The 17,108-nt window shown below is 62.2% G+C and carries 20 protein-coding genes; 10 read left to right on the forward strand and 10 right to left on the reverse strand.

Annotation, left to right across the window (positions count from 1 at the left end):
- Positions 1–51 precede the first annotated feature (51 nt).
- Together erpA and argC are read right to left on the reverse strand one after the other, a co-directional pair.
- Positions 52–402, reverse strand: a complete 351-nt coding sequence (erpA, locus tag LOY45_RS24150) for an iron-sulfur cluster insertion protein ErpA (protein ID WP_010221479.1) — start codon at positions 400–402, stop codon at positions 52–54.
- A 158-nt stretch (positions 403–560) separates the two neighbouring features.
- On the reverse strand, positions 561–1,595 hold the full coding sequence (gene argC, locus LOY45_RS24155; protein ID WP_115085057.1) for an N-acetyl-gamma-glutamyl-phosphate reductase: 1,035 nt from the start codon (positions 1,593–1,595) through the stop codon (positions 561–563).
- 142 nt (positions 1,596–1,737) lie between these two features.
- Between argC and hemJ the strand changes: the two genes are divergently transcribed.
- The 8 genes from hemJ (at position 1,738) to LOY45_RS24195 (ending at position 7,073) form a co-directional block, all read left to right on the forward strand.
- A complete protein-coding gene (gene hemJ / locus LOY45_RS24160) occupies positions 1,738–2,163 on the forward strand; it encodes a protoporphyrinogen oxidase HemJ (protein WP_115085056.1) in 426 nt (141 codons plus the stop codon).
- A 33-nt stretch (positions 2,164–2,196) separates the two neighbouring features.
- Complete coding sequence (locus LOY45_RS24165; protein ID WP_233674568.1) at positions 2,197–3,153, forward strand: NAD(P)H-dependent flavin oxidoreductase; 957 nt, start codon at positions 2,197–2,199, stop codon at positions 3,151–3,153.
- A gap of 31 nt (positions 3,154–3,184) precedes the next feature.
- Positions 3,185–3,631, forward strand: a complete 447-nt coding sequence (locus tag LOY45_RS24170; protein WP_258578470.1) for a DUF805 domain-containing protein — start codon at positions 3,185–3,187, stop codon at positions 3,629–3,631.
- A gap of 75 nt (positions 3,632–3,706) precedes the next feature.
- A complete protein-coding gene (locus LOY45_RS24175) occupies positions 3,707–4,480 on the forward strand; it encodes an SDR family NAD(P)-dependent oxidoreductase (RefSeq protein WP_115085053.1) in 774 nt (257 codons plus the stop codon).
- Positions 4,481–4,553: 73 nt separating this feature from the next.
- Positions 4,554–4,892, forward strand: coding sequence for a histidine triad nucleotide-binding protein (locus LOY45_RS24180; protein ID WP_038998468.1), 339 nt, complete (start codon positions 4,554–4,556; stop codon positions 4,890–4,892).
- Positions 4,893–4,957: 65 nt separating this feature from the next.
- Positions 4,958–5,605 carry a 2-polyprenyl-3-methyl-6-methoxy-1,4-benzoquinone monooxygenase gene (coq7, locus tag LOY45_RS24185; protein WP_038998467.1) on the forward strand — a complete coding sequence of 216 codons (648 nt, stop codon included), beginning with the start codon at positions 4,958–4,960 and terminating at the stop codon, positions 5,603–5,605.
- A gap of 8 nt (positions 5,606–5,613) precedes the next feature.
- Positions 5,614–6,654 (forward strand): DUF2157 domain-containing protein, encoded by a 1,041-nt coding sequence (locus LOY45_RS24190; RefSeq protein WP_233674567.1) that lies wholly within the window; start codon positions 5,614–5,616, stop codon positions 6,652–6,654.
- Positions 6,654–7,073 (forward strand): hypothetical protein, encoded by a 420-nt coding sequence (locus LOY45_RS24195; protein ID WP_115085051.1) that lies wholly within the window; start codon positions 6,654–6,656, stop codon positions 7,071–7,073. Before LOY45_RS24190 ends, LOY45_RS24195 begins: the two co-directional genes overlap by 1 nt.
- 48 nt (positions 7,074–7,121) lie before the next feature.
- Here the strand turns inward: LOY45_RS24195 and LOY45_RS24200 are convergent, their stop codons facing one another.
- Positions 7,122–7,544 carry an OsmC family protein gene (locus tag LOY45_RS24200; protein WP_115085050.1) on the reverse strand — a complete coding sequence of 141 codons (423 nt, stop codon included), beginning with the start codon at positions 7,542–7,544 and terminating at the stop codon, positions 7,122–7,124.
- Between the two features lie 192 nt (positions 7,545–7,736).
- Between LOY45_RS24200 and crp the strand changes: the two genes are divergently transcribed.
- Positions 7,737–8,381 (forward strand): cAMP-activated global transcriptional regulator CRP, encoded by a 645-nt coding sequence (crp, locus tag LOY45_RS24205; protein ID WP_115085049.1) that lies wholly within the window; start codon positions 7,737–7,739, stop codon positions 8,379–8,381.
- Here crp and LOY45_RS24210 read toward each other — a convergent pair.
- The 4 genes from LOY45_RS24210 to LOY45_RS24225 are packed head-to-tail and all read right to left on the reverse strand — an operon-like array spanning position 8,378 to position 11,621.
- Positions 8,378–9,082, reverse strand: coding sequence for a lipoate--protein ligase family protein (locus tag LOY45_RS24210; RefSeq protein ID WP_115085048.1), 705 nt, complete (start codon positions 9,080–9,082; stop codon positions 8,378–8,380). The two genes, crp and LOY45_RS24210, sit on opposite strands and share 4 nt — an antisense overlap.
- 53 nt (positions 9,083–9,135) lie before the next feature.
- Positions 9,136–9,972 carry an indole-3-glycerol phosphate synthase TrpC gene (gene trpC / locus LOY45_RS24215; protein WP_258578471.1) on the reverse strand — a complete coding sequence of 279 codons (837 nt, stop codon included), beginning with the start codon at positions 9,970–9,972 and terminating at the stop codon, positions 9,136–9,138.
- A complete protein-coding gene (gene trpD, locus LOY45_RS24220) occupies positions 9,969–11,018 on the reverse strand; it encodes an anthranilate phosphoribosyltransferase (RefSeq protein ID WP_258578472.1) in 1,050 nt (349 codons plus the stop codon). The genes trpC and trpD overlap by 4 nt, the downstream gene beginning before the upstream one ends.
- A gap of 9 nt (positions 11,019–11,027) precedes the next feature.
- A complete protein-coding gene (locus LOY45_RS24225) occupies positions 11,028–11,621 on the reverse strand; it encodes an aminodeoxychorismate/anthranilate synthase component II (RefSeq protein WP_115085045.1) in 594 nt (197 codons plus the stop codon).
- A gap of 404 nt (positions 11,622–12,025) precedes the next feature.
- Between LOY45_RS24225 and estP the strand changes: the two genes are divergently transcribed.
- Entirely contained in the window at positions 12,026–13,948 is a 1,923-nt protein-coding gene (gene estP / locus LOY45_RS24230; protein WP_258578474.1) for an esterase EstP, read from the forward strand.
- Positions 13,949–13,993: 45 nt separating this feature from the next.
- Here the strand turns inward: estP and trpE are convergent, their stop codons facing one another.
- The 3 genes from trpE to rpe form a co-directional block, all read right to left on the reverse strand.
- Positions 13,994–15,475, reverse strand: a complete 1,482-nt coding sequence (trpE, locus tag LOY45_RS24235; RefSeq protein WP_115085043.1) for an anthranilate synthase component I — start codon at positions 15,473–15,475, stop codon at positions 13,994–13,996.
- A gap of 69 nt (positions 15,476–15,544) precedes the next feature.
- Positions 15,545–16,363, reverse strand: a complete 819-nt coding sequence (locus LOY45_RS24240; RefSeq protein WP_115085042.1) for a phosphoglycolate phosphatase — start codon at positions 16,361–16,363, stop codon at positions 15,545–15,547.
- Positions 16,360–17,034 carry a ribulose-phosphate 3-epimerase gene (gene rpe / locus LOY45_RS24245; protein WP_258578475.1) on the reverse strand — a complete coding sequence of 225 codons (675 nt, stop codon included), beginning with the start codon at positions 17,032–17,034 and terminating at the stop codon, positions 16,360–16,362. Before rpe ends, LOY45_RS24240 begins: the two co-directional genes overlap by 4 nt.
- Between the last annotated feature and the right edge of the window lie 74 nt (positions 17,035–17,108).

The following is a 17,108-nucleotide window of genomic DNA, read 5'->3' on the forward strand; positions in this document are numbered from 1 at the left end:
GATAGCAAAACGCCGCGCATCGGCGCGGCGTTTGCGGTACTGCCCTTGCGATCAGATCGAGAACGAAGAGCCGCAACCACAGGTCGTGGTGGCGTTCGGGTTCTTGATGACGAAACGCGAGCCTTCCAGGCCTTCCTGGTAATCCACCTCGGCTCCTGCCAGGTACTGAAAGCTCATCGGATCGACCACCAGGGCCACGCCTTCGCGCTCGACGATGGTGTCGTCCTCGGCAACATCTTCATCGAAAGTGAAACCGTACTGAAAACCCGAGCAACCGCCGCCGGTCACGAATACTCGCAACTTCAGGCGATCATTGCCTTCTTCATCGACCAGGGTCTTCACCTTGTGCGCTGCACCCTCAGTGAACTGCAATGCCACAGGGGTGAAGGATTCGACGCTCATGCTGACTATCTCCCGGCGCTATGCCGCCATAATGCGTGATGACGCGCATTATCCGCTTCTCCGAGAAAAGCGGTCAACAATACAAAAGCTGCAAGGGGTTGGCTGCAAGCTATAAGCGGATCGCGTCCGCCTTTGACTTGCAGCTTGAAACCTACCGTTTAAGGCAGCAGGCCGGCGTGGGAAAGCCCCATGCGCTCGTCCAGGCCGAAGAGGATGTTGAGGTTCTGTACCGCCTGCCCCGACGCGCCCTTGACCAGGTTGTCGATCACCGACAGCACCACGACCAGGTCGCCGCCTTGCGGACGGTGCACGGCAATCCGGCAAACGTTGGCGCCGCGCACGCTGCGGGTTTCCGGGTGACTGCCAGCCGGCATTACGTCGACGAACGGTTCATCGGCATAGCGTTTCTCGAACAGCGCCTGCAGATCGACCGAGGTATCGGCGACGGTCGCGTACAGGGTCGAATGGATACCGCGGATCATCGGGGTCAGGTGCGGCACGAAGGTCAGGCCGACATCAGTACCCGCTGCACGGCGCAGGCCCTGGGTGATTTCCGGCAGATGACGGTGCCCTTTGACCGCGTAGGCCTTCATGCTCTCGCCCGCCTCACAGAACAGCGAACCAACCGCCGCGCCACGACCGGCGCCGCTGACACCGGACTTGCAGTCGGCGATCAGGCGCGAGGCATCGGCGATACCGGCTTCGAGCAGTGGCAGGAAGCCCAACTGGGTAGCGGTAGGGTAGCAACCCGGCACGGCGATCAGGCGCGCCTGGCGAATCTGCTCGCGATTCACTTCAGGCAAGCCGTACACCGCGTCCTTGAGCAGCTCTGGCGCACCGTGGGGCTGGCCGTACCACTTGGCCCATTCATCGGCATCCTGCAGGCGGAAGTCAGCGGACAGGTCGATGACCTTGGTGCCAGCGGCCAGCAACTCGCCCGCCAGGGCATGGGCGACACCGTGCGGGGTAGCGAAGAACACCACGTCACAGGCAGCCAGGGTCTTCACGTCCGGCACACTGAAGGCCAGGCCGTCGTAGTGACCGCGCAGGTTCGGGTACATATCGGCAACCGCCAGGCCAGCTTCGGAGCGCGAGGTGATCACCGCCACCTCGGCCTGTGGATGCTGTGCCAACAGACGCAGCAGCTCGACCCCGGTGTAACCCGTGCCGCCAACGATACCGACCTTGACCATAACGCGTGCCCCTTATCAACGAACCAACAGGAAAGCCCACGATAATAGGGGCGCTGAAACACGCCCACAACTGTTGCGATGGCTCGCGGCCCCCCTAGCCTCTACTATCTGACGACCGTGAACCCTGAAGGAACTCAACCCCATGCTTTTTCTCTGGATCAAAGCGCTGCATATCGTCAGCGTAGTCTGCTGGTTCGCCGGCCTGTTTTACCTGCCGCGCTTGTTCGTCTACCACGCACAAAGCCAGGACAGCATCAGCCAGGAGCGCTTCGTGATCATGGAGCGCAAGCTGTACCGCGGCATCATGCTGCCAGCGATGATCGCCAGCCTGGTCTTCGGCATCTGGCTGCTGAGCCTTACCCCGGGCTTTCTCAGCCAGGGCTGGATGCACGCCAAGCTCACCCTGGTGGTGTTGCTGATCGGCTATCACCATATGTGCGGCGCGCAGCTCAAGCGCTTCGCCCGTGGTGAAAACAAACGCAGCCACGTGTTCTACCGCTGGTTCAATGAAGCGCCGGTGCTGGTCCTGCTGGCCGTGGTAATTCTGGTGGTGGTCAAACCGTTCTAACCTAAGCCCATACTCAGCCTCGGGAAACCTGCCATGTCATTGCCTGCCCTGCTCGAACAACGCCTGCGTCTGCCGGTCGTAGCGGCACCGATGTTTCTGATCTCCAACCCGCAACTGGTACTGGCCTGTTGCGCCAATGGCGTGGTCGGCAGTTTCCCGGCGCTGAACCAGCGCGATAGCGCTGGCTTCAAGGCCTGGCTCGAAGAAATCGAAACCGGCCTGGCAACCCTCGACAAGCCTGCGCCCTATGCGGTCAACCTGATCGTGCACCAGAGCAACCCGCGCCTGCAGGCGGACCTGGCGCTGTGCGTCGAGCACCGGGTGCCAATCGTCATCACCAGCCTCGGAGCGGTGAAGGAGCTGGTCGATGCCGTACATGGCTACGGCGGCCTGGTGTTCCATGATGTGACCACTCGCCGGCATGCCGAGAAAGCCGCCGAAGCCGGCGTCGACGGTCTGATTGCCGTGGCGGCGGGCGCTGGAGGCCACGCCGGGACCTGGAGCCCGTTCGCCCTTGTTGCCGAAATTCGCCAGTTCTTCGACAAGACATTACTGCTGGCCGGCTGCATCAACCGTGGCCAGGAAATCCTTGCCGCGCAACTGCTGGGCGCCGACCTTGCCTACCTGGGCACGCGCTTTATCGCCACCCACGAGAGCCAGGCGCCGGGGCCCTACAAAGAAATGATGCTTGAAGCCAAGGCAGCCGATATCATCCACACCGCTGCGGTTTCCGGGGTGCCTGCCAGCTTCATGCGCCAGAGCCTGGAAAACGCCGGTTTCGACATGGCCGCCCTGCGCAGCCACACCGAGACCAAGCTCAAACCCATCGACGACGAGGCCAAGGCCTGGAAGACCGTCTGGTCTGCCGGACAAGGTGTCGGTGCCATCGACCAGCTGTGCTCGGTCGAGCAACTGATTGCCCGCCTGGATGCCGAGTACCGCCAGGCACACGCCTCGGCCACAGCCCTGAGCCGCCACTGGCCGGGCTGATTTACGCTTTATCACGGCAAAGGAAGCCTGCATGAACAACACCCTCACCTTCGCAAACGAGCTGATGAGCCCTCAAGGCCGAATCGGCCGGCTCCGCCTTCTGGCCTGGAGCCTGGGTTTGATTGCGGCCACCGTGGCCTTTGCGCTGTTGCTGGGCTGGGTGACTAGTGCAGTGTGGAAAGACGCTGCCGGCCTGATCCTGATTGCCGCCCTTATCGCTCGAATCATGAGCATGATCTTCTTCGTCAAGCGCCTGCACGACCTGAACTGGAGTGGCTGGTTCTGCTGGGCAGTGTTGTTGCCCTGGGTCGGCAACTTCCTGCTGCTGCTCCTGCTGCTGATACCTGGCAACCGAGGCAACAATCGCTTCGGACCTGCACCGCCGCCCAACAGCATGTCCGTCGTTATGCTGGCCTCGATGTGGCTGGTAGTGATCGTTGTCGCAGTGGTTTTGACCGTGTTCAGGCCCGGTATCTGAATCACACCGGCAGCACCTCAAGCCCGCTAGCTGTAAACTGCGCACTTTGGCCACCCTTCCCGACTGGAGAACTGCATGACCCGTTACGCCATGATCACCGGTGCCTCCAGCGGCTTGGGCCTGGCACTGGCCGAGGCGCTGGCACGTCGGGGACGCAATCTGATCCTGGTGGCCCGCCAGCGTGACCCGCTGGAAAGCATCGCCATCGAGCTGACCCAGCGTTTTGGCGTCGAAGTGCTGTTCCGCGCCTGCGACCTGGGCGAGCCCCTGCGCCTGTCGGGGTTCCTTCTGGAACTCGAAGAAAGCGAACGGCACATCGACTTGCTGGTCAACTGCGCCGGTATCCGTTCCTACGGGCATTTCCTCGCCCAGGAGTGGAGCGATGAACAGGACCTGATCGAGGTGAACATTCTTGCCCTGACCCGTCTCTGCCACGCCCTGGGTAATGCCATGGCGGTGCAAGGTGGCGGGCAGATCCTCAACGTTGCCTCCCTTGCTGCTTTCGCCCCCGGGCCGTGGATGAGCAGCTATGCGGCGAGCAAGGCTTATGTACTGCACTTTTCCGAAGGCCTGCGCGAAGAGCTCAAGCGCACGGGCATCAAGGTCTCGGTACTTTGCCCAGGCCCGGTGCGCTCGCCGTTGCGGCGCATCCCACGGTTGGAGAAAGGCCAGCGCTGCCTCAGCCCGGAAGAAGTCGCCCTGTACACCGTGCGTGCCCTGGACAAGAACCGCGCCCTGATCATCCCCGGCCGCCGTAACCGCTGGCTGGCCTTCAGCCCGCGCCTGCTGTCGCGCTGGGTAACGCGCAAGCTGGCCGGCGCCATCAACCAGGCCTATTGCCCTCGCTAATTTGCACAGAGCTGGGCGCAAGCGCCTGGCCTGCGTACACTCAAGTCCGATTACCCTCATGGAGCAACCGTAAGTGGAAACTCTGTTTACCAAGATCATCAACCGGGAAATCCCGGCCAAGATCATCTACGAGGACGACCAGGTTCTGGCCTTCCACGATATCGCCCCGCAGGCACCGGTACATTTTCTGGTCATCCCGAAAAAACCGATCCGCACGCTCAACGACCTCACCGAAGAAGACAAGGGCCTGGCCGGGCACATCCTCTTCACCGCTCAGCGGTTGGCCAAAGAGCTGGGCTGCGAAGACGGCTTTCGGGTGGTCATGAACTGCAATGAGCAAGGTGGGCAGACCGTCTACCACATTCATATGCACGTGCTTGGCCAGCGTCAGATGCACTGGCCACCGGGCTGATCCAGGGCAAGCCCCGACTTCGCGATTGGGGTAAACTGTCGGGCACATTCTTGCGGAGGTGCCCGATGGCTACCGAACGTCACTATTCCCCGCTCGACCGCTTGTTGCTGCAGGCCGACACCGCCATGCGCACCTTGCTGCCCTTCAGCGGCCAGCCTTCCCGACCGTCGCCGGCGATCATTCAGCCAGACGTCACTCTGGACGAAACGCAGACCCGCCATGTGGCCGGGCTCATGCGCATCAACCATACCGGCGAAGTCTGCGCCCAGGCGCTGTACCAGGGCCAGGCCCTGACCGCCAAGCTGCCCCAGGTACGCAAGGCCATGGAACACGCCGCCGAAGAAGAGATCGACCACCTGGCCTGGTGCGAGCAGCGTATTCGCCAGCTTGGCAGCCACCCCAGCGTGCTCAACCCGTTGTTCTATGGCATGTCCTTTGGCATTGGCGCCCTCGCCGGCCTGGTCAGCGACAAGGTCAGCCTGGGTTTTGTCGCCGCCACCGAGCATCAGGTCTGCAAGCACCTGGACGAACACCTGGAGCAGATCCCGGCCGAGGATGAAAAGTCCCGGGCAATTCTCGAGCAGATGCGCGTCGACGAAGAGCAACATGCCGAATCCGCACTGGATGCTGGCGGCTTCCGCTTCCCGGCACCAGTCAAGTTCGGCATGAGCCTGATGGCCAAGGTCATGACCAAAAGCACCTATCGTATCTAGGACCGCCGATGACGGAACGCTTCGATGCCAAGGACCTGGCCCGCGCCGTCAGCGCCGGCGTTCTGAACCCGGGCCAGGACCAGGCCCTGATTGAGTTTCTCAAGCGCCAGCCGCAAGCCCAGGCCAGTTTTCAACTGGCCCATGTGGCTTTTTACTTCGGCGCCTTGCTGATCATGGCCGCCATGGGCTGGTTGCTCAGCGAAGCCTGGATGCGCGTCGGTGACAGCGCCCTGCTGCTGGTTGCCCTGATCTACATCGGCGTGCTGACCCTGGGTGGCTTACTCATGCAGCGCCGCGGCCAGATCATCCCCGCTGGCGTGCTCGCCGCGGTGGCGGTGAGTATCGTGCCGCTGGCGGTGTTCGCGGTGGAACGTATCACCGGTTTCTGGCCACTGGACGATGCCCAGGGCAATTACCACAACTACTACACCTATGTGCAGGGCGGCTGGCTGCTGATGGAGGCGGCGACGGTGCTGGCCGGCTTGTTGATGCTGCGGCTGATCCCTTTCCCGTTCATCGTCATGCCGATCGCCGTGGCCTTGTGGTTCATGTCCATGGACCTGAGCGAATGGTTCTACGGCGAAGCCTTCGACTGGAATCAGCGGCGCACGGTGTCACTGTGGTTTGGCCTGGCGACGTTGCTGGTATTCCTGGTGGTCGACGGTCGCACTCGCCAGGACCACGCGTTCTGGGGTTATCTGGCCGGATTGCTGGCCTTCTGGTTCGGCTTGCCGCTGCTGGACACCGACAGTGAATGGGACAAAGCCCTGTACTGCCTGATCAACCTCGGCCTGATGGGCGTTGCGCTGCTGCTGCGCCGACCGCTGTTCATGGTCTTTGGCGGCATGGGCGTGGCGATGTACCTGGGTTATCTGTCTTACCAGGTGTTTGCCGAATCGCTGCTGTTCCCGGTGGTACTGACCTTTATCGGCCTGGGCGTGATTGGCCTGGGCCTGCTGTATCAGAAACACCGCGATAATCTGAGCCGTTGGCTACGTGCACAAGTGCCGGAGGGTTTACTCAATCTATTGCCAGGACTGCGTCGCTGATGATCAGGCTGTTTTGTGTTCGCTTGTTGCAAAGCCTGGGTCTGGCGCTGGTGGCCTACCTGTTCGTGTGCCTGATGACCGCCAGCATGAGGGAAGCGCCCTTCAGCCTGACGCTGCCAGAAATCTCCCAACCTGATGGCAACAGTGCTTTCGACCTGCTGTTGTTCTCACTGCCCGGGCAACTGCTGTTCGTGTTGGTCGGCTGTTTTATCCACAGGCGGCGACTGCTCGGCGGGGTCTTTGCGCTGTTTGCCGCGCTGATTGCCTTGCTGCAGTGCCTGCTGTTTGCCGATGCCTTTGGCAATACCTGGAGCACAGCAGAAATCTTCGGCTTGCTTGGCTTTAACCTGCATTGGTTTTTGCTGGCGCTGGTTCCAGGGCTGGCCTGGCTGATTGGGCTGGAGCGCCTGCGCGTTTAGCCTGAGCGTGGGGCAAGCCCGCTCCTACAGGAGCGGGCTTGCTGACCATCAACCGAGCTCGACGATCTCGTAGCCATGGGTGATCTCGACACCGGCCCGGCCGAGCATGATCGAGGCCGAGCAATACTTCTCTGCCGACAACTCGACCGCGCGCTTGACCTGGGCTTCTTTAAGGCCACGGCCCTTGACCACGAAGTTCAGGTGGATCTTGGTGAACACCTTCGGGTCTTCACCGGCGCGCTCGGCTTCAAGAAACACTTCGCAGCTCTCCACCGCCTGGCGGGATTTCTTCAGGATGCTGACCACATCGAAGTTGCTGCAGCCACCCAGGCCCAGCAACAGCATTTCCATGGGCCGTACACCCAGGTTGCGGCCACCGGCCTCGGGCGGGCCGTCCATCACGACCACGTGGCCACTGCCCGATTCGCCCAGAAACATGGCTTCACCTGCCCACTGGATACGCGCCTTCATTACCTGGACTCCCTTGTTTGAAAAAAGGCTGCCAGCTTAGACCCTGCGGGCCCGGTGGAAAAGCTCAAGCGCATGAGTAAATCTGCCGATAGAAGGGCAAGCGTCTGATAAGCTGACGCCAAATCACTGGCGCTTATCGCCAGACTACCTATAAAAGTAAATGAAGCGTCGCCTCCTGACCGGGATCCAGCCATGGTTGCATCAGCCCTTCCAGCCAAGATCAAGAACATCGACAAGCTGCTGGTCCATTGCCAGCGCCGCCGCTATGCGGCCAAGAGCAACATCATCTGCGCCGGCGACAAGGCCGAAACCCTGTCGTTCATCATCAAGGGCTCGGTGACCATTCTCATTGAAGACGACGATGGCCACGAAATGATCATCGCCTACCTCAACAGTGGTGATTTCTTCGGTGAGCTCGGTCTGTTTGAACCGGCCGGGCAGGAACAACAGCGCAGCGCCTGGGTCCGGGCCAAAAGCGAATGTGAGGTTGCGGAAATCAGCTACGAGAAATTCCGCGAGCTGGCACGCCACGACCCGGAGATCCTCTACGCACTGGGCAGCCAGATGGCCCAGCGTCTGCGCAATACCACGCGCAAGGTCGGCGACCTGGCATTCTTCGACGTCACCGGCCGGGTAGCCCGCTGCCTGCTGGAGCTGTGCAAGCAGCCGGATGCAATGACCCACCCCGACGGTATGCAGATCAAGATCACCCGCCAGGAAATCGGCCGGATCGTTGGATGCTCACGGGAGATGGTCGGCCGCGTCCTCAAGGACCTTGAAGAGCGCAGCCTGGTACACGTCAAGGGCAAGACCATGGTGGTCTTTGGCACCCGTTAATCGCGGGCGATGCCCTTGATCACCTCGGCATAGGCCTGGCCCAGCCGCTCGAGCAGCGGCGCCTGGGGCACCACTTCGTGCAGGGCGATGTGGCTGTCAGCCAGGCAGTGCTGCTCCAGTTCGCAGCATTCGTTGAAGCGGTTGACCGCTGCCACCATTGATTCGCGCTCGTTATCCAGCAACAACGCACCATGCACCAGCACCACCGGGCGCTTGCCTCCCAGGCCCTGGCGCCAGCGCTGGGCAGTGCCGACCAGCTTGCGGCCGTTGAGGTTGACGTTGTAGCGCCCATCACAGAACGCCCCTTCGATTTCCCCCACCGACGCCAGCCCACCCCATTCACGCAGCACATCACACAACGGCAGGCACAGGCGCTCGTAGGCGCTTTCTATGCGGCCGTGATCACCTTCGCTTTTTGGTGCTACGTATACCAGCGCGATGTTGATCACCGCAGGTGACTGCGGCACCGGCTCGCCACCGGTTTCGCGCAGCAGCACCGGCCAGCCGGCAATCGCAAGCTCCGCGCAGGCAGCCTCGAAACCGTCCAGGCGGCTCATGCGCCGGGGCATGACCAAGGCGCGGTCAGTCGGACGCCAGAACAACAGGCCATGATCCTTTTCGCCTTTGCATACAGCCGCCAACAACTCCTGCTCGGCGTGCAGCCCGGCCTCGACAGTGACATCAAGCACTTGATCAGTCATCGCATAAACCTTGTAGAGACAAAAAAGCCGGCATCGCCGGCTTCAGAGTTGAATCAGTCCAGGCCTTGCACCGGGTTCTGCACCACGCGCTCCGGGAAGAACAGGCGCTGCAGCTCCAGCCCCGGGAGCTCGGCACGCATGAACGCTTCGCCGACCAGGAAGGAGTACACCTCGTTGATTTCCATCAGCTCGACGTCGGCGCGATTGAGGATGCCGCTCTCGGTGATGGCCAGGCGGTCACGAGGGATGCGCGGCAGCAGGTCGAGGGTGGTTTCCAGGCTGACTTCAAACGTGTGCAAGTTGCGGTTGTTGACGCCGACCAGTGGCGTGTCGAGAGTCTTCAGCGCCCGCTCCAGCTCGTCGCCGTCGTGCACTTCGACCAGGACATCGAGGCCGACGCGCTTGGCGGTATCGGCAAGTTCGGCCATCTTCACGTCATCCAGCGCCGCAACGATCAGCAGCACACAGTCAGCGCCCAGGGCCCGGGCTTCGACGATCTGGTAAGGATCGATCATGAAGTCCTTGCGGATCACCGGCAGCTTGCACGCGGCGCGCGCCTGCTGCAGGTAGATGTCGCCGCCCTGGAAGTAGTCGACATCGGTCAACACCGACAGGCAGGTCGCCCCGCCCTTCTCGTAGCTGACGGCGATGTCGGCCGGAATGAAGTTTTCGCGGATCACACCCTTGCTGGGCGAGGCTTTCTTGATCTCGGCAATGACTGCCGGTTGCTTGCGCCTGGCCTGCTCAATCAGGGCCTTGGCAAAGCCGCGCGGGGCATCGGCGACTGCAGCCATGCGCTCCAGCTCCGCCAGGCTGACCCGGGCGCTGCGCTCGGCCACTTCCTCGACCTTGCGGGCAAGGATCTTTTCCAGAACCGTCGGCACACTCATCCTTCATTCTCCTGCTTGAATACCGCGGTAAAGGCACCGAGTTCTTCGAGTTTTTCCCGGGCGAGACCGGTGTGCAACGCATCATGAGCGAGCTCGACGCCTTGCTTGAGGCTCATGGCGTGGTCGGCAGCGTAAAGCGCGGCGCCGGCGTTGAGCACGATCATTTCCGCAGCCTTCTGGCCGTTCTCGGTCTTGCGCCGGCCCAAGGCATCGCGGATCAGCTCCAGCGACTTGGCCGGGCTCTCCACGGCCAGGCCGTGCAGGCTCTGGCTTTTCATGCCGAGGTCTTCGGGCTCGACCCAATATTCCGTGATCTGGTCATTCTTCAGTTCGGCAACGAACGTCGGCGCCGCCAGGCTGAATTCGTCCAGGCCGTCTTTCGAATGCACCACCAGCACATGCTTGCTGCCAAGGCGTTGGAGCACTTCAGCCAACGGACGGCATAGCGCCTGAGTGAACACGCCGACGACCTGGTGCTTGACCCCGGCCGGATTCGTAAGCGGGCCGAGCATGTTGAACAAGGTACGCAGGCCCAGGTCACGACGTGGGCCGGCGGCGTATTTCATCGCCTTGTGGTGGGTCTGGGCAAACATGAAGCCGATACCGACGCTGTCGATGCAGCGTGCCACTTGTACCGGCGTGAGGTTCAGGTAGATACCGGCTGCTTCCAGCAGGTCGGCACTGCCGCTCTTGCCCGAGACCGCACGGTTTCCGTGCTTGGCCACGGTGCAGCCGGCGGCGGCAACGACGAATGCCGAAGCGGTGGACACGTTGAAGATGTTGGCGCCATCGCCGCCGGTGCCGACCACGTCGACCACCTGGTCGAGGGTGCTGAGCTCGACCTTGTCGGCCAGCTCGCGCATCACTGAGACGGCACCGACGATTTCATCGATGCTCTCGCTCTTCATGCGTATGCCCATCAGGAAGGCGCCGATCTGCGCCTCGCTGCATTGGCCGGTCATGATTTCGCGCATGACATCGCGCATTTCTTCGGTGCTCAGGTCCAGGTGACCGACGATACGGCTCAGCGCGCTCTTGATATCCATGTTCAATCCTTAACGGCGGCCGCCGGTCTGCTTGAGGAAGTTGGCGAACAGCTCGTGGCCCTGCTCGGTGAGGATCGATTCGGGGTGGAACTGCACCCCTTCGATATTCAGCTCTTTATGGCGCAGGCCCATGATCTCGTCCACCGAGCCGTCTTCAAGGACGGTCCAGGCGGTCAGCTCCAGGCATTCGGGCAAGGTTTCGCGCTTGACCACCAACGAGTGGTAGCGGGTGACGGTCAGCGGGTTATTGAGGCCAGCGAACACGCCCTGGTCCTTGTGCAACACCGGGCTGGTCTTGCCATGCATCACCTGGCGGGCGCGCACTACATCACCACCGAAGGCCTGGCCAATGGACTGGTGGCCCAGGCATACGCCGAGGATCGGCAGCTTGCCGGCAAAGTGCTTGATGGCCTCCAGCGACACACCGGCTTCAGTCGGGGTGCACGGGCCGGGGGAGACGACAATGCGCTCGGGGTTCAGGGCTTCGATCTGGGCGATGGTCAGTTCGTCATTGCGAATGACCTTGACCTCTGCACCCAGCTCGCCGAGGTATTGCACGACGTTGTAGGTGAAGGAGTCGTAGTTGTCGATCATCAGTAACATCTGGGTTCAACCTCTTGCATCTACTGACTTTGAATACATGCCTTTCGAAGTGCCTGTGCGCTGTGCAACAGGTGCTAGTTCGCCTGTGCGCACCAGCCACAGCCGGCTACAGCAGGTAAAGCGTTCAGAAAGGCAAAGCGGTACAGGGCCGGCGAACCGGCAAGAGATAAAGTCAGGCGCGCCAACGCCAACGGGCGTGGGCCTTGATAACGCGCATCAAGAGTTTGCTGACGATCAACACGGGGTAGGTCTCGTTCATACGTTCCCGCACAGTAGCCTACCGGCGCGGTCCACGCAATATGACCGAGGCATGCCGAAACGCTTTAGCGATGGAAGACGCGCGGAATGTTTTGCTAACGTCTTTAGGCGTCATCCGATAACAACAACGAAAAAGGATCTTTGCGATGTTGAAAGCGCGCTCACTGTTGCCCTGTGCATTCTCGCTTCTGGCCCTGGCCTGCTCCAGCGCCCATGCGGCCCCCTCCCCCTACTCGACCTTGATTGTCTTCGGCGACAGCCTTGCCGATGCCGGGCAATTCCCCGACGGTAACGGTGCGCCGGGCTCTACCCAGCGCTTTACCAACCGTATCGGCCCGACCTATGGCAACGGCGAGGCCTTCGGCGCGGTATCGCCCATGTTGCTCGGGGCGCAGCTGGGTATTGCTCCGACTGACCTGGGCGCTTCGACTTCACCGGTCAATGCCGCACTCGGTCGTCCTGACGGCAACAACTGGGCAGTGGGCGGCTACCGCACCGACCAGATTCTCGACTCGATCACCGGCACTTCCGACGTGATCATTCCACCAGGCAACCCCGGTGCCGGCACCGTGCTGCGCGAACGCCCGGGGTATCTGGCCGGCGGACTGCGCGCCGATCCCAACGCGCTTTACTACCTGACCGGCGGCGGCAACGACTTCCTCCAGGGGCAGATCACCAGCCCGGCCAGCGCCGCAGCCGCCGCCAATCGCCTGGCCGCCAGCGCCCAGGCCCTGCAGCAGGGCGGCGCGCAGTACATCATGGTCTGGTTGCTGCCCGACCTGGGCCTGACCCCGGCGATGAATGGCACCCCGATGCAAGGCCCGGCTTCGCAGCTGAGCAGCCTCTTCAACCGGCAACTGGTCGGCCAACTGAGCCAGATCGACGCACAAATCATTCCGCTCAACGTGCCACTGCTGCTCCAGGAAGCCCTGGCCACTCCGGCGCAGTTCGGCCTGGCCAGCGGTCAGAACCTGGTCGGCACCTGCTTCAGTGGCAACGGCTGCGTGCAGAACGCGACCTACGGCATCAACAGCGCCACGCCCGATCCGAGCAAGTTGCTGTTCAACGATTCGGTCCACCCCACCACTGCCGGGCAGGAGCTGATTGCCGACTACGCCTTTTCGATCCTCTCCGCACCATGGGAGCTGACGCTGCTACCAGAAATGGCCCACGCCAGCTTGCGCGCGCACCAGGATGAACTGCGCAACCAGTGGCAAGGCCGCTGGCAACCGGTTGGCCAGTGGCAGGCAATCGTGGCTGCTGGTGGGCAGAATCTGGATATCGACAGCCAGCGCAGTTCCGCCAGCGCCGATGGCCATGGCTACAACCTGACCCTGGGCGGCAGCTACCGCCTGGATGACGCCTGGCGTATTGGTATTGCTACCGGCGTTTACCAGCAGAAGCTAGAAGCCGGCGAGCAAGACTCCGACTACAAGCTCGACAGCTACCTGGCCACCGCCTTCGTGCAGTTCCAGCAGAACCAATGGTGGGCAGATGCGGCCCTGACCGGCGGGCACCTGGACTACAGCGACCTGAAACGCACCTTCGCTCTGGGCGTGAACGATCGCAGCGAGAAAGGTGATACCGATGGCGAGCTGTGGGCGTTCGCCGCGCGCCTGGGGTATGACCTCGCGGCTCCCGGCAGCCAGTGGAGCCTGTCGCCTTTCGTCAGCGCCGACTATGCGCGGGTGAAAGTCGATGGGTATTCGGAGAAAGGCACCCGCGCCACGGCCTTGAGCTATGACGATCAGGACCGTGAATCGCGGCGTCTGGGCCTGGGTTTGCAGGGCAAGTATCAGGCACGACCAAGCACCTTGCTGTTCGCCGAAGTGGCTCACGAGCACGAGTTCGAAGACGACCGCCAGGACCTGACCATCCACCTCAACAGCCTGCCAGGCAACGACTTCACCCTGACCGGCTATACCCCGCAGAGCAATCTGAATCGGGCAACCCTGGGCTTGAGCCAGACCCTCGCACCGGGGCTGGCCCTGCGCGGCAGCTACAACTGGCGCAAGAGTGACGAGCTGACCCAGCAAGGGATCAACCTGGCGTTGAGCCTGGAGTTCTAAGGAAGGGATACGGCGCCTGCCACAAGCAGGCGCCGTGGATCAGGCTCAGCTACGTGGTGTCTGCTCGGCCAGCGCCACCGCACGGAACATGGCCCGGCGCTTGTTGATGGTTTCTTCCCACTCAAGCGCTGGCACCGAGTCGGCAACGATACCGCCACCGGCCTGCACATGCAGCTCACCGTCCTTGATCACTGCGGTACGGATGGCAATCGCGGTGTCCATGTTGCCGTTCCAGGCAAAGTACCCCACCGCACCGCCGTAGACCCCGCGCTTGACCGGCTCCAGCTCGTCAATGATTTCCATGGCGCGGATCTTCGGCGCCCCGGACAAGGTGCCCGCCGGCAGGATCGCGCGCAGTGCATCCATGGCGCTCAGGCCCTGCTTCAGCTCGCCGGTGACGTTGGAAACAATGTGCATGACGTTGGAGTAGCGCTCGATCACCATCTTCTCGGTGACCTTGACCGAGCCGGTTTCCGAGACCCGGCCAGCGTCGTTACGGCCCAGGTCGATGAGCATCAGGTGCTCGGCGATTTCCTTGTCGTCGGACAGCAGGTCTTCTTCCAGCGCGCGATCGGCTTCTTCGGTGGCGCCGCGTGGGCGGGTTCCGGCGATCGGGCGAACGGTGACCAGGTTGTCCTCGACCCGCACCAGCACTTCTGGCGAGCTGCCCACTACATGGAAGTCGCCGAAGTTGAAGAAGTACATGTACGGCGTCGGGTTGAAGCAGCGCAGTGCCCGGTACAGGTCGATCGGCGCGGCCTTGAAGTCGATGGACATGCGCTGCGATGGCACCACCTGCATGCAGTCGCCAGCGAGGATGTACTCCTTGATGGTATCGACCGCACGCTCGTAGTCGCTCTGGGTAAAGCTGGAGCGGAACGCCGGCTCTGCCGGCAACGGGCCGCCCAGGTCCAGGCCGCGACGCGGGGCGATGGGCTGGCGCAGCTGTTCGAGCAGGCCTTCGAGACGGGCCAGGCCGTTTTCATAGGCCTGTTCCTGAGCCGGATCGGCCAGCACGATAGCGTGCATCTTGCCGGCCAGGTTGTCGAACACCACCACCGCGTCGGACACCATCAGCAGGATGTCCGGTACGCCCAGCGGATCAGGGTTCGGGCACTTGCCCAGGCGCCGCTCGACATAGCGCACGCAGTCATAACCGAAGTATCCGACCAGGCCACCATTGAAGCGCGGCAGGCCGGCGATGGTCGGCACCTGGTAGCGCTCCTTGAAGGCTTCGACGAAGGCCAGCGGATCTTCTACTTCATGTTGTTCGATCAGTTCACCGTCGTGGGTGATCCGGACCTGGTGATCATGCACCCGCAACACCGTACGGCACGGCAGGCCGATGATCGAGTAACGCCCCCACTTCTCGCCGCCCTGCACCGATTCGAGCAGGTAGGAGTTGGGTTGATCAGCCAGTTTCAGGTAGATCGACAGTGGCGTGTCGAAGTCGGCCAGGGTTTCGCAGGCCAGGGGAATGCGGTTATAGCCGGCAGCGGCCAGGCGCAGGAATTCTTCGCGGGTCATGATAGCCTCGTGGCAAGCAGCAGATGGGTCAGGCAGGCAAGCAGGCCGGCATGTGCCGGCAGATGGCAGTCAGGCGCGCCAACGCCAGCGGGCCAGGGCCTTGATGACTTTCATCCAGAGTTTGCCGGTAACCGCCACGATGGAATCTCGATCTGAGGGGGATTGAACGTCCGCCAACGTTATCCCAGTGGCCGGATCTAAGCAACCAGGCAACAGCGCGCGCAGGTCGTCGATGACCAGGCACGGCGCCTCTTCGCTGATCGGCCGGCCATGGTTGTAGCCATAGGTCAGGCCGACGCACTTGACTCCAGCCGCTTTGGCCGCCAGCACATCGCTGCGCGAGTCGCCGACGAACAGGGCCTGCTCAGGCGCAACGCTGGCCATTTTCATGACAAACAGCAAGGCGGCAGGGTCGGGCTTTTTCTGCGGCAGGGTATCGCCGCCGATGATCCAGCGGAAATAGCGGCCGATCTTCATCTGATCGAGCAAGGGTGCAACGAAGCGCTCGGGCTTGTTGGTGATCAGGGCCATTTCCACACCCTGCTTGTGCAACCACTTGAGGGTGTCGCGCACGCCGGGGTAGACCACCGTCAGCTCATGACTTTCGGCGTAGGCCTGCATGAACAACTCCAGGCCCCGCTCGGCTTCGTCGTCATCGACCGCTTCGTGGTCGATGCCGCCAGCCAGGGCGCGACGCACCAGCACCGGCGCACCATTGCCGACCCAGTGGCGCACCGCCTCAAGGCCGGCGGGCTGACGCCCCATTGCGAGCAGCATGTTGTCCACCGCCGCTGCCAGGTCCGGTACCGAATCGATCAGGGTACCGTCCAGATCAAACATCACCAGTTTGGGCAGGGCGCCGGGGAACAGCTGCTCGAAGCCACTCATGGGCGGGCCAGGGCCAGTTCGGCGTGCATCCTGGCAATCACCTCACGGTAGTCCGGGGTGTTGAAGATCGCGGAACCGGCGACGAAGGTGTCGGCGCCCGCGGCGGCGATTTCACGGATGTTGTTGACGTTCACACCACCGTCGATTTCCAGACGGATGTCACGGCCACTGGCATCGATCAGTGCACGGGCTTCGCGCAGCTTGTCGAGGGTGCCAGGGATGAACTTCTGGCCACCGAAGCCCGGGTTGACGCTCATCAACAGGATCATGTCGACCTTGTCCATCACGTACTTGAGGGTGTCGAGCGGGGTCGCCGGGTTGAACACCAGGCCGGCCTTGCAACCGCCGTCGCGAATCAACTGTAGCGAACGATCGATGTGCAGGCTGGCTTCCGGATGGAAGGTAATGTAGCTGGCGCCCGCTTCGATGAAGTCGCCGATGATGCGGTCGACCGGACTGACCATCAGGTGCACATCGATCGGCGCGGTGATGCCGTACTTGCGCAGGGCGGTGCAGACCATCGGGCCGATGGTCAGGTTGGGCACGTAGTGGTTGTCCATCACATCGAAGTGAACGATGTCGGCACCCGCGGCCAGGACGTTGTCGACTTCCTCGCCCAGGCGGGCGAAGTCGGCAGAAAGAATCGAGGGGGCAATAGCGTAGGGCTGCATGGCGCACCTGTAGGCAGAATCACAGTGGCGCGCATTGTACCTCAGGGAAACAGTCTAGGGCTGACCGGTATCAA

The organism is Pseudomonas wadenswilerensis, assembly GCF_024749185.1.
GTDB lineage: Bacteria > Pseudomonadota > Gammaproteobacteria > Pseudomonadales > Pseudomonadaceae > Aquipseudomonas > Aquipseudomonas wadenswilerensis.

Coding starts and splice junctions, on each gene's coding strand:
- LOY45_RS24165 (WP_233674568.1), top strand. CDS start 2,197: ATGTCATTGCCTGCCCTGCTCGAACAACGCCTGCGTCTGCCGGTCGTA.
- hemJ (WP_115085056.1), top strand. CDS start 1,738: ATGCTTTTTCTCTGGATCAAAGCGCTGCATATCGTCAGCGTAGTCTGC.
- LOY45_RS24175 (WP_115085053.1), top strand. CDS start 3,707: ATGACCCGTTACGCCATGATCACCGGTGCCTCCAGCGGCTTGGGCCTG.
- LOY45_RS24240 (WP_115085042.1), bottom strand. CDS start 16,363: ATGAGTGGCTTCGAGCAGCTGTTCCCCGGCGCCCTGCCCAAACTGGTG.
- argC (WP_115085057.1), bottom strand. CDS start 1,595: ATGGTCAAGGTCGGTATCGTTGGCGGCACGGGTTACACCGGGGTCGAG.
- crp (WP_115085049.1), top strand. CDS start 7,737: ATGGTTGCATCAGCCCTTCCAGCCAAGATCAAGAACATCGACAAGCTG.
- LOY45_RS24210 (WP_115085048.1), bottom strand. CDS start 9,082: ATGACTGATCAAGTGCTTGATGTCACTGTCGAGGCCGGGCTGCACGCC.
- trpC (WP_258578471.1), bottom strand. CDS start 9,972: ATGAGTGTGCCGACGGTTCTGGAAAAGATCCTTGCCCGCAAGGTCGAG.
- trpE (WP_115085043.1), bottom strand. CDS start 15,475: ATGACCCGCGAAGAATTCCTGCGCCTGGCCGCTGCCGGCTATAACCGC.
- rpe (WP_258578475.1), bottom strand. CDS start 17,034: ATGCAGCCCTACGCTATTGCCCCCTCGATTCTTTCTGCCGACTTCGCC.
- LOY45_RS24195 (WP_115085051.1), top strand. CDS start 6,654: ATGATCAGGCTGTTTTGTGTTCGCTTGTTGCAAAGCCTGGGTCTGGCG.
- estP (WP_258578474.1), top strand. CDS start 12,026: ATGTTGAAAGCGCGCTCACTGTTGCCCTGTGCATTCTCGCTTCTGGCC.
- LOY45_RS24190 (WP_233674567.1), top strand. CDS start 5,614: ATGACGGAACGCTTCGATGCCAAGGACCTGGCCCGCGCCGTCAGCGCC.
- LOY45_RS24200 (WP_115085050.1), bottom strand. CDS start 7,544: ATGAAGGCGCGTATCCAGTGGGCAGGTGAAGCCATGTTTCTGGGCGAA.
- LOY45_RS24225 (WP_115085045.1), bottom strand. CDS start 11,621: ATGTTACTGATGATCGACAACTACGACTCCTTCACCTACAACGTCGTG.
- LOY45_RS24170 (WP_258578470.1), top strand. CDS start 3,185: ATGAACAACACCCTCACCTTCGCAAACGAGCTGATGAGCCCTCAAGGC.
- trpD (WP_258578472.1), bottom strand. CDS start 11,018: ATGGATATCAAGAGCGCGCTGAGCCGTATCGTCGGTCACCTGGACCTG.
- erpA (WP_010221479.1), bottom strand. CDS start 402: ATGAGCGTCGAATCCTTCACCCCTGTGGCATTGCAGTTCACTGAGGGT.
- coq7 (WP_038998467.1), top strand. CDS start 4,958: ATGGCTACCGAACGTCACTATTCCCCGCTCGACCGCTTGTTGCTGCAG.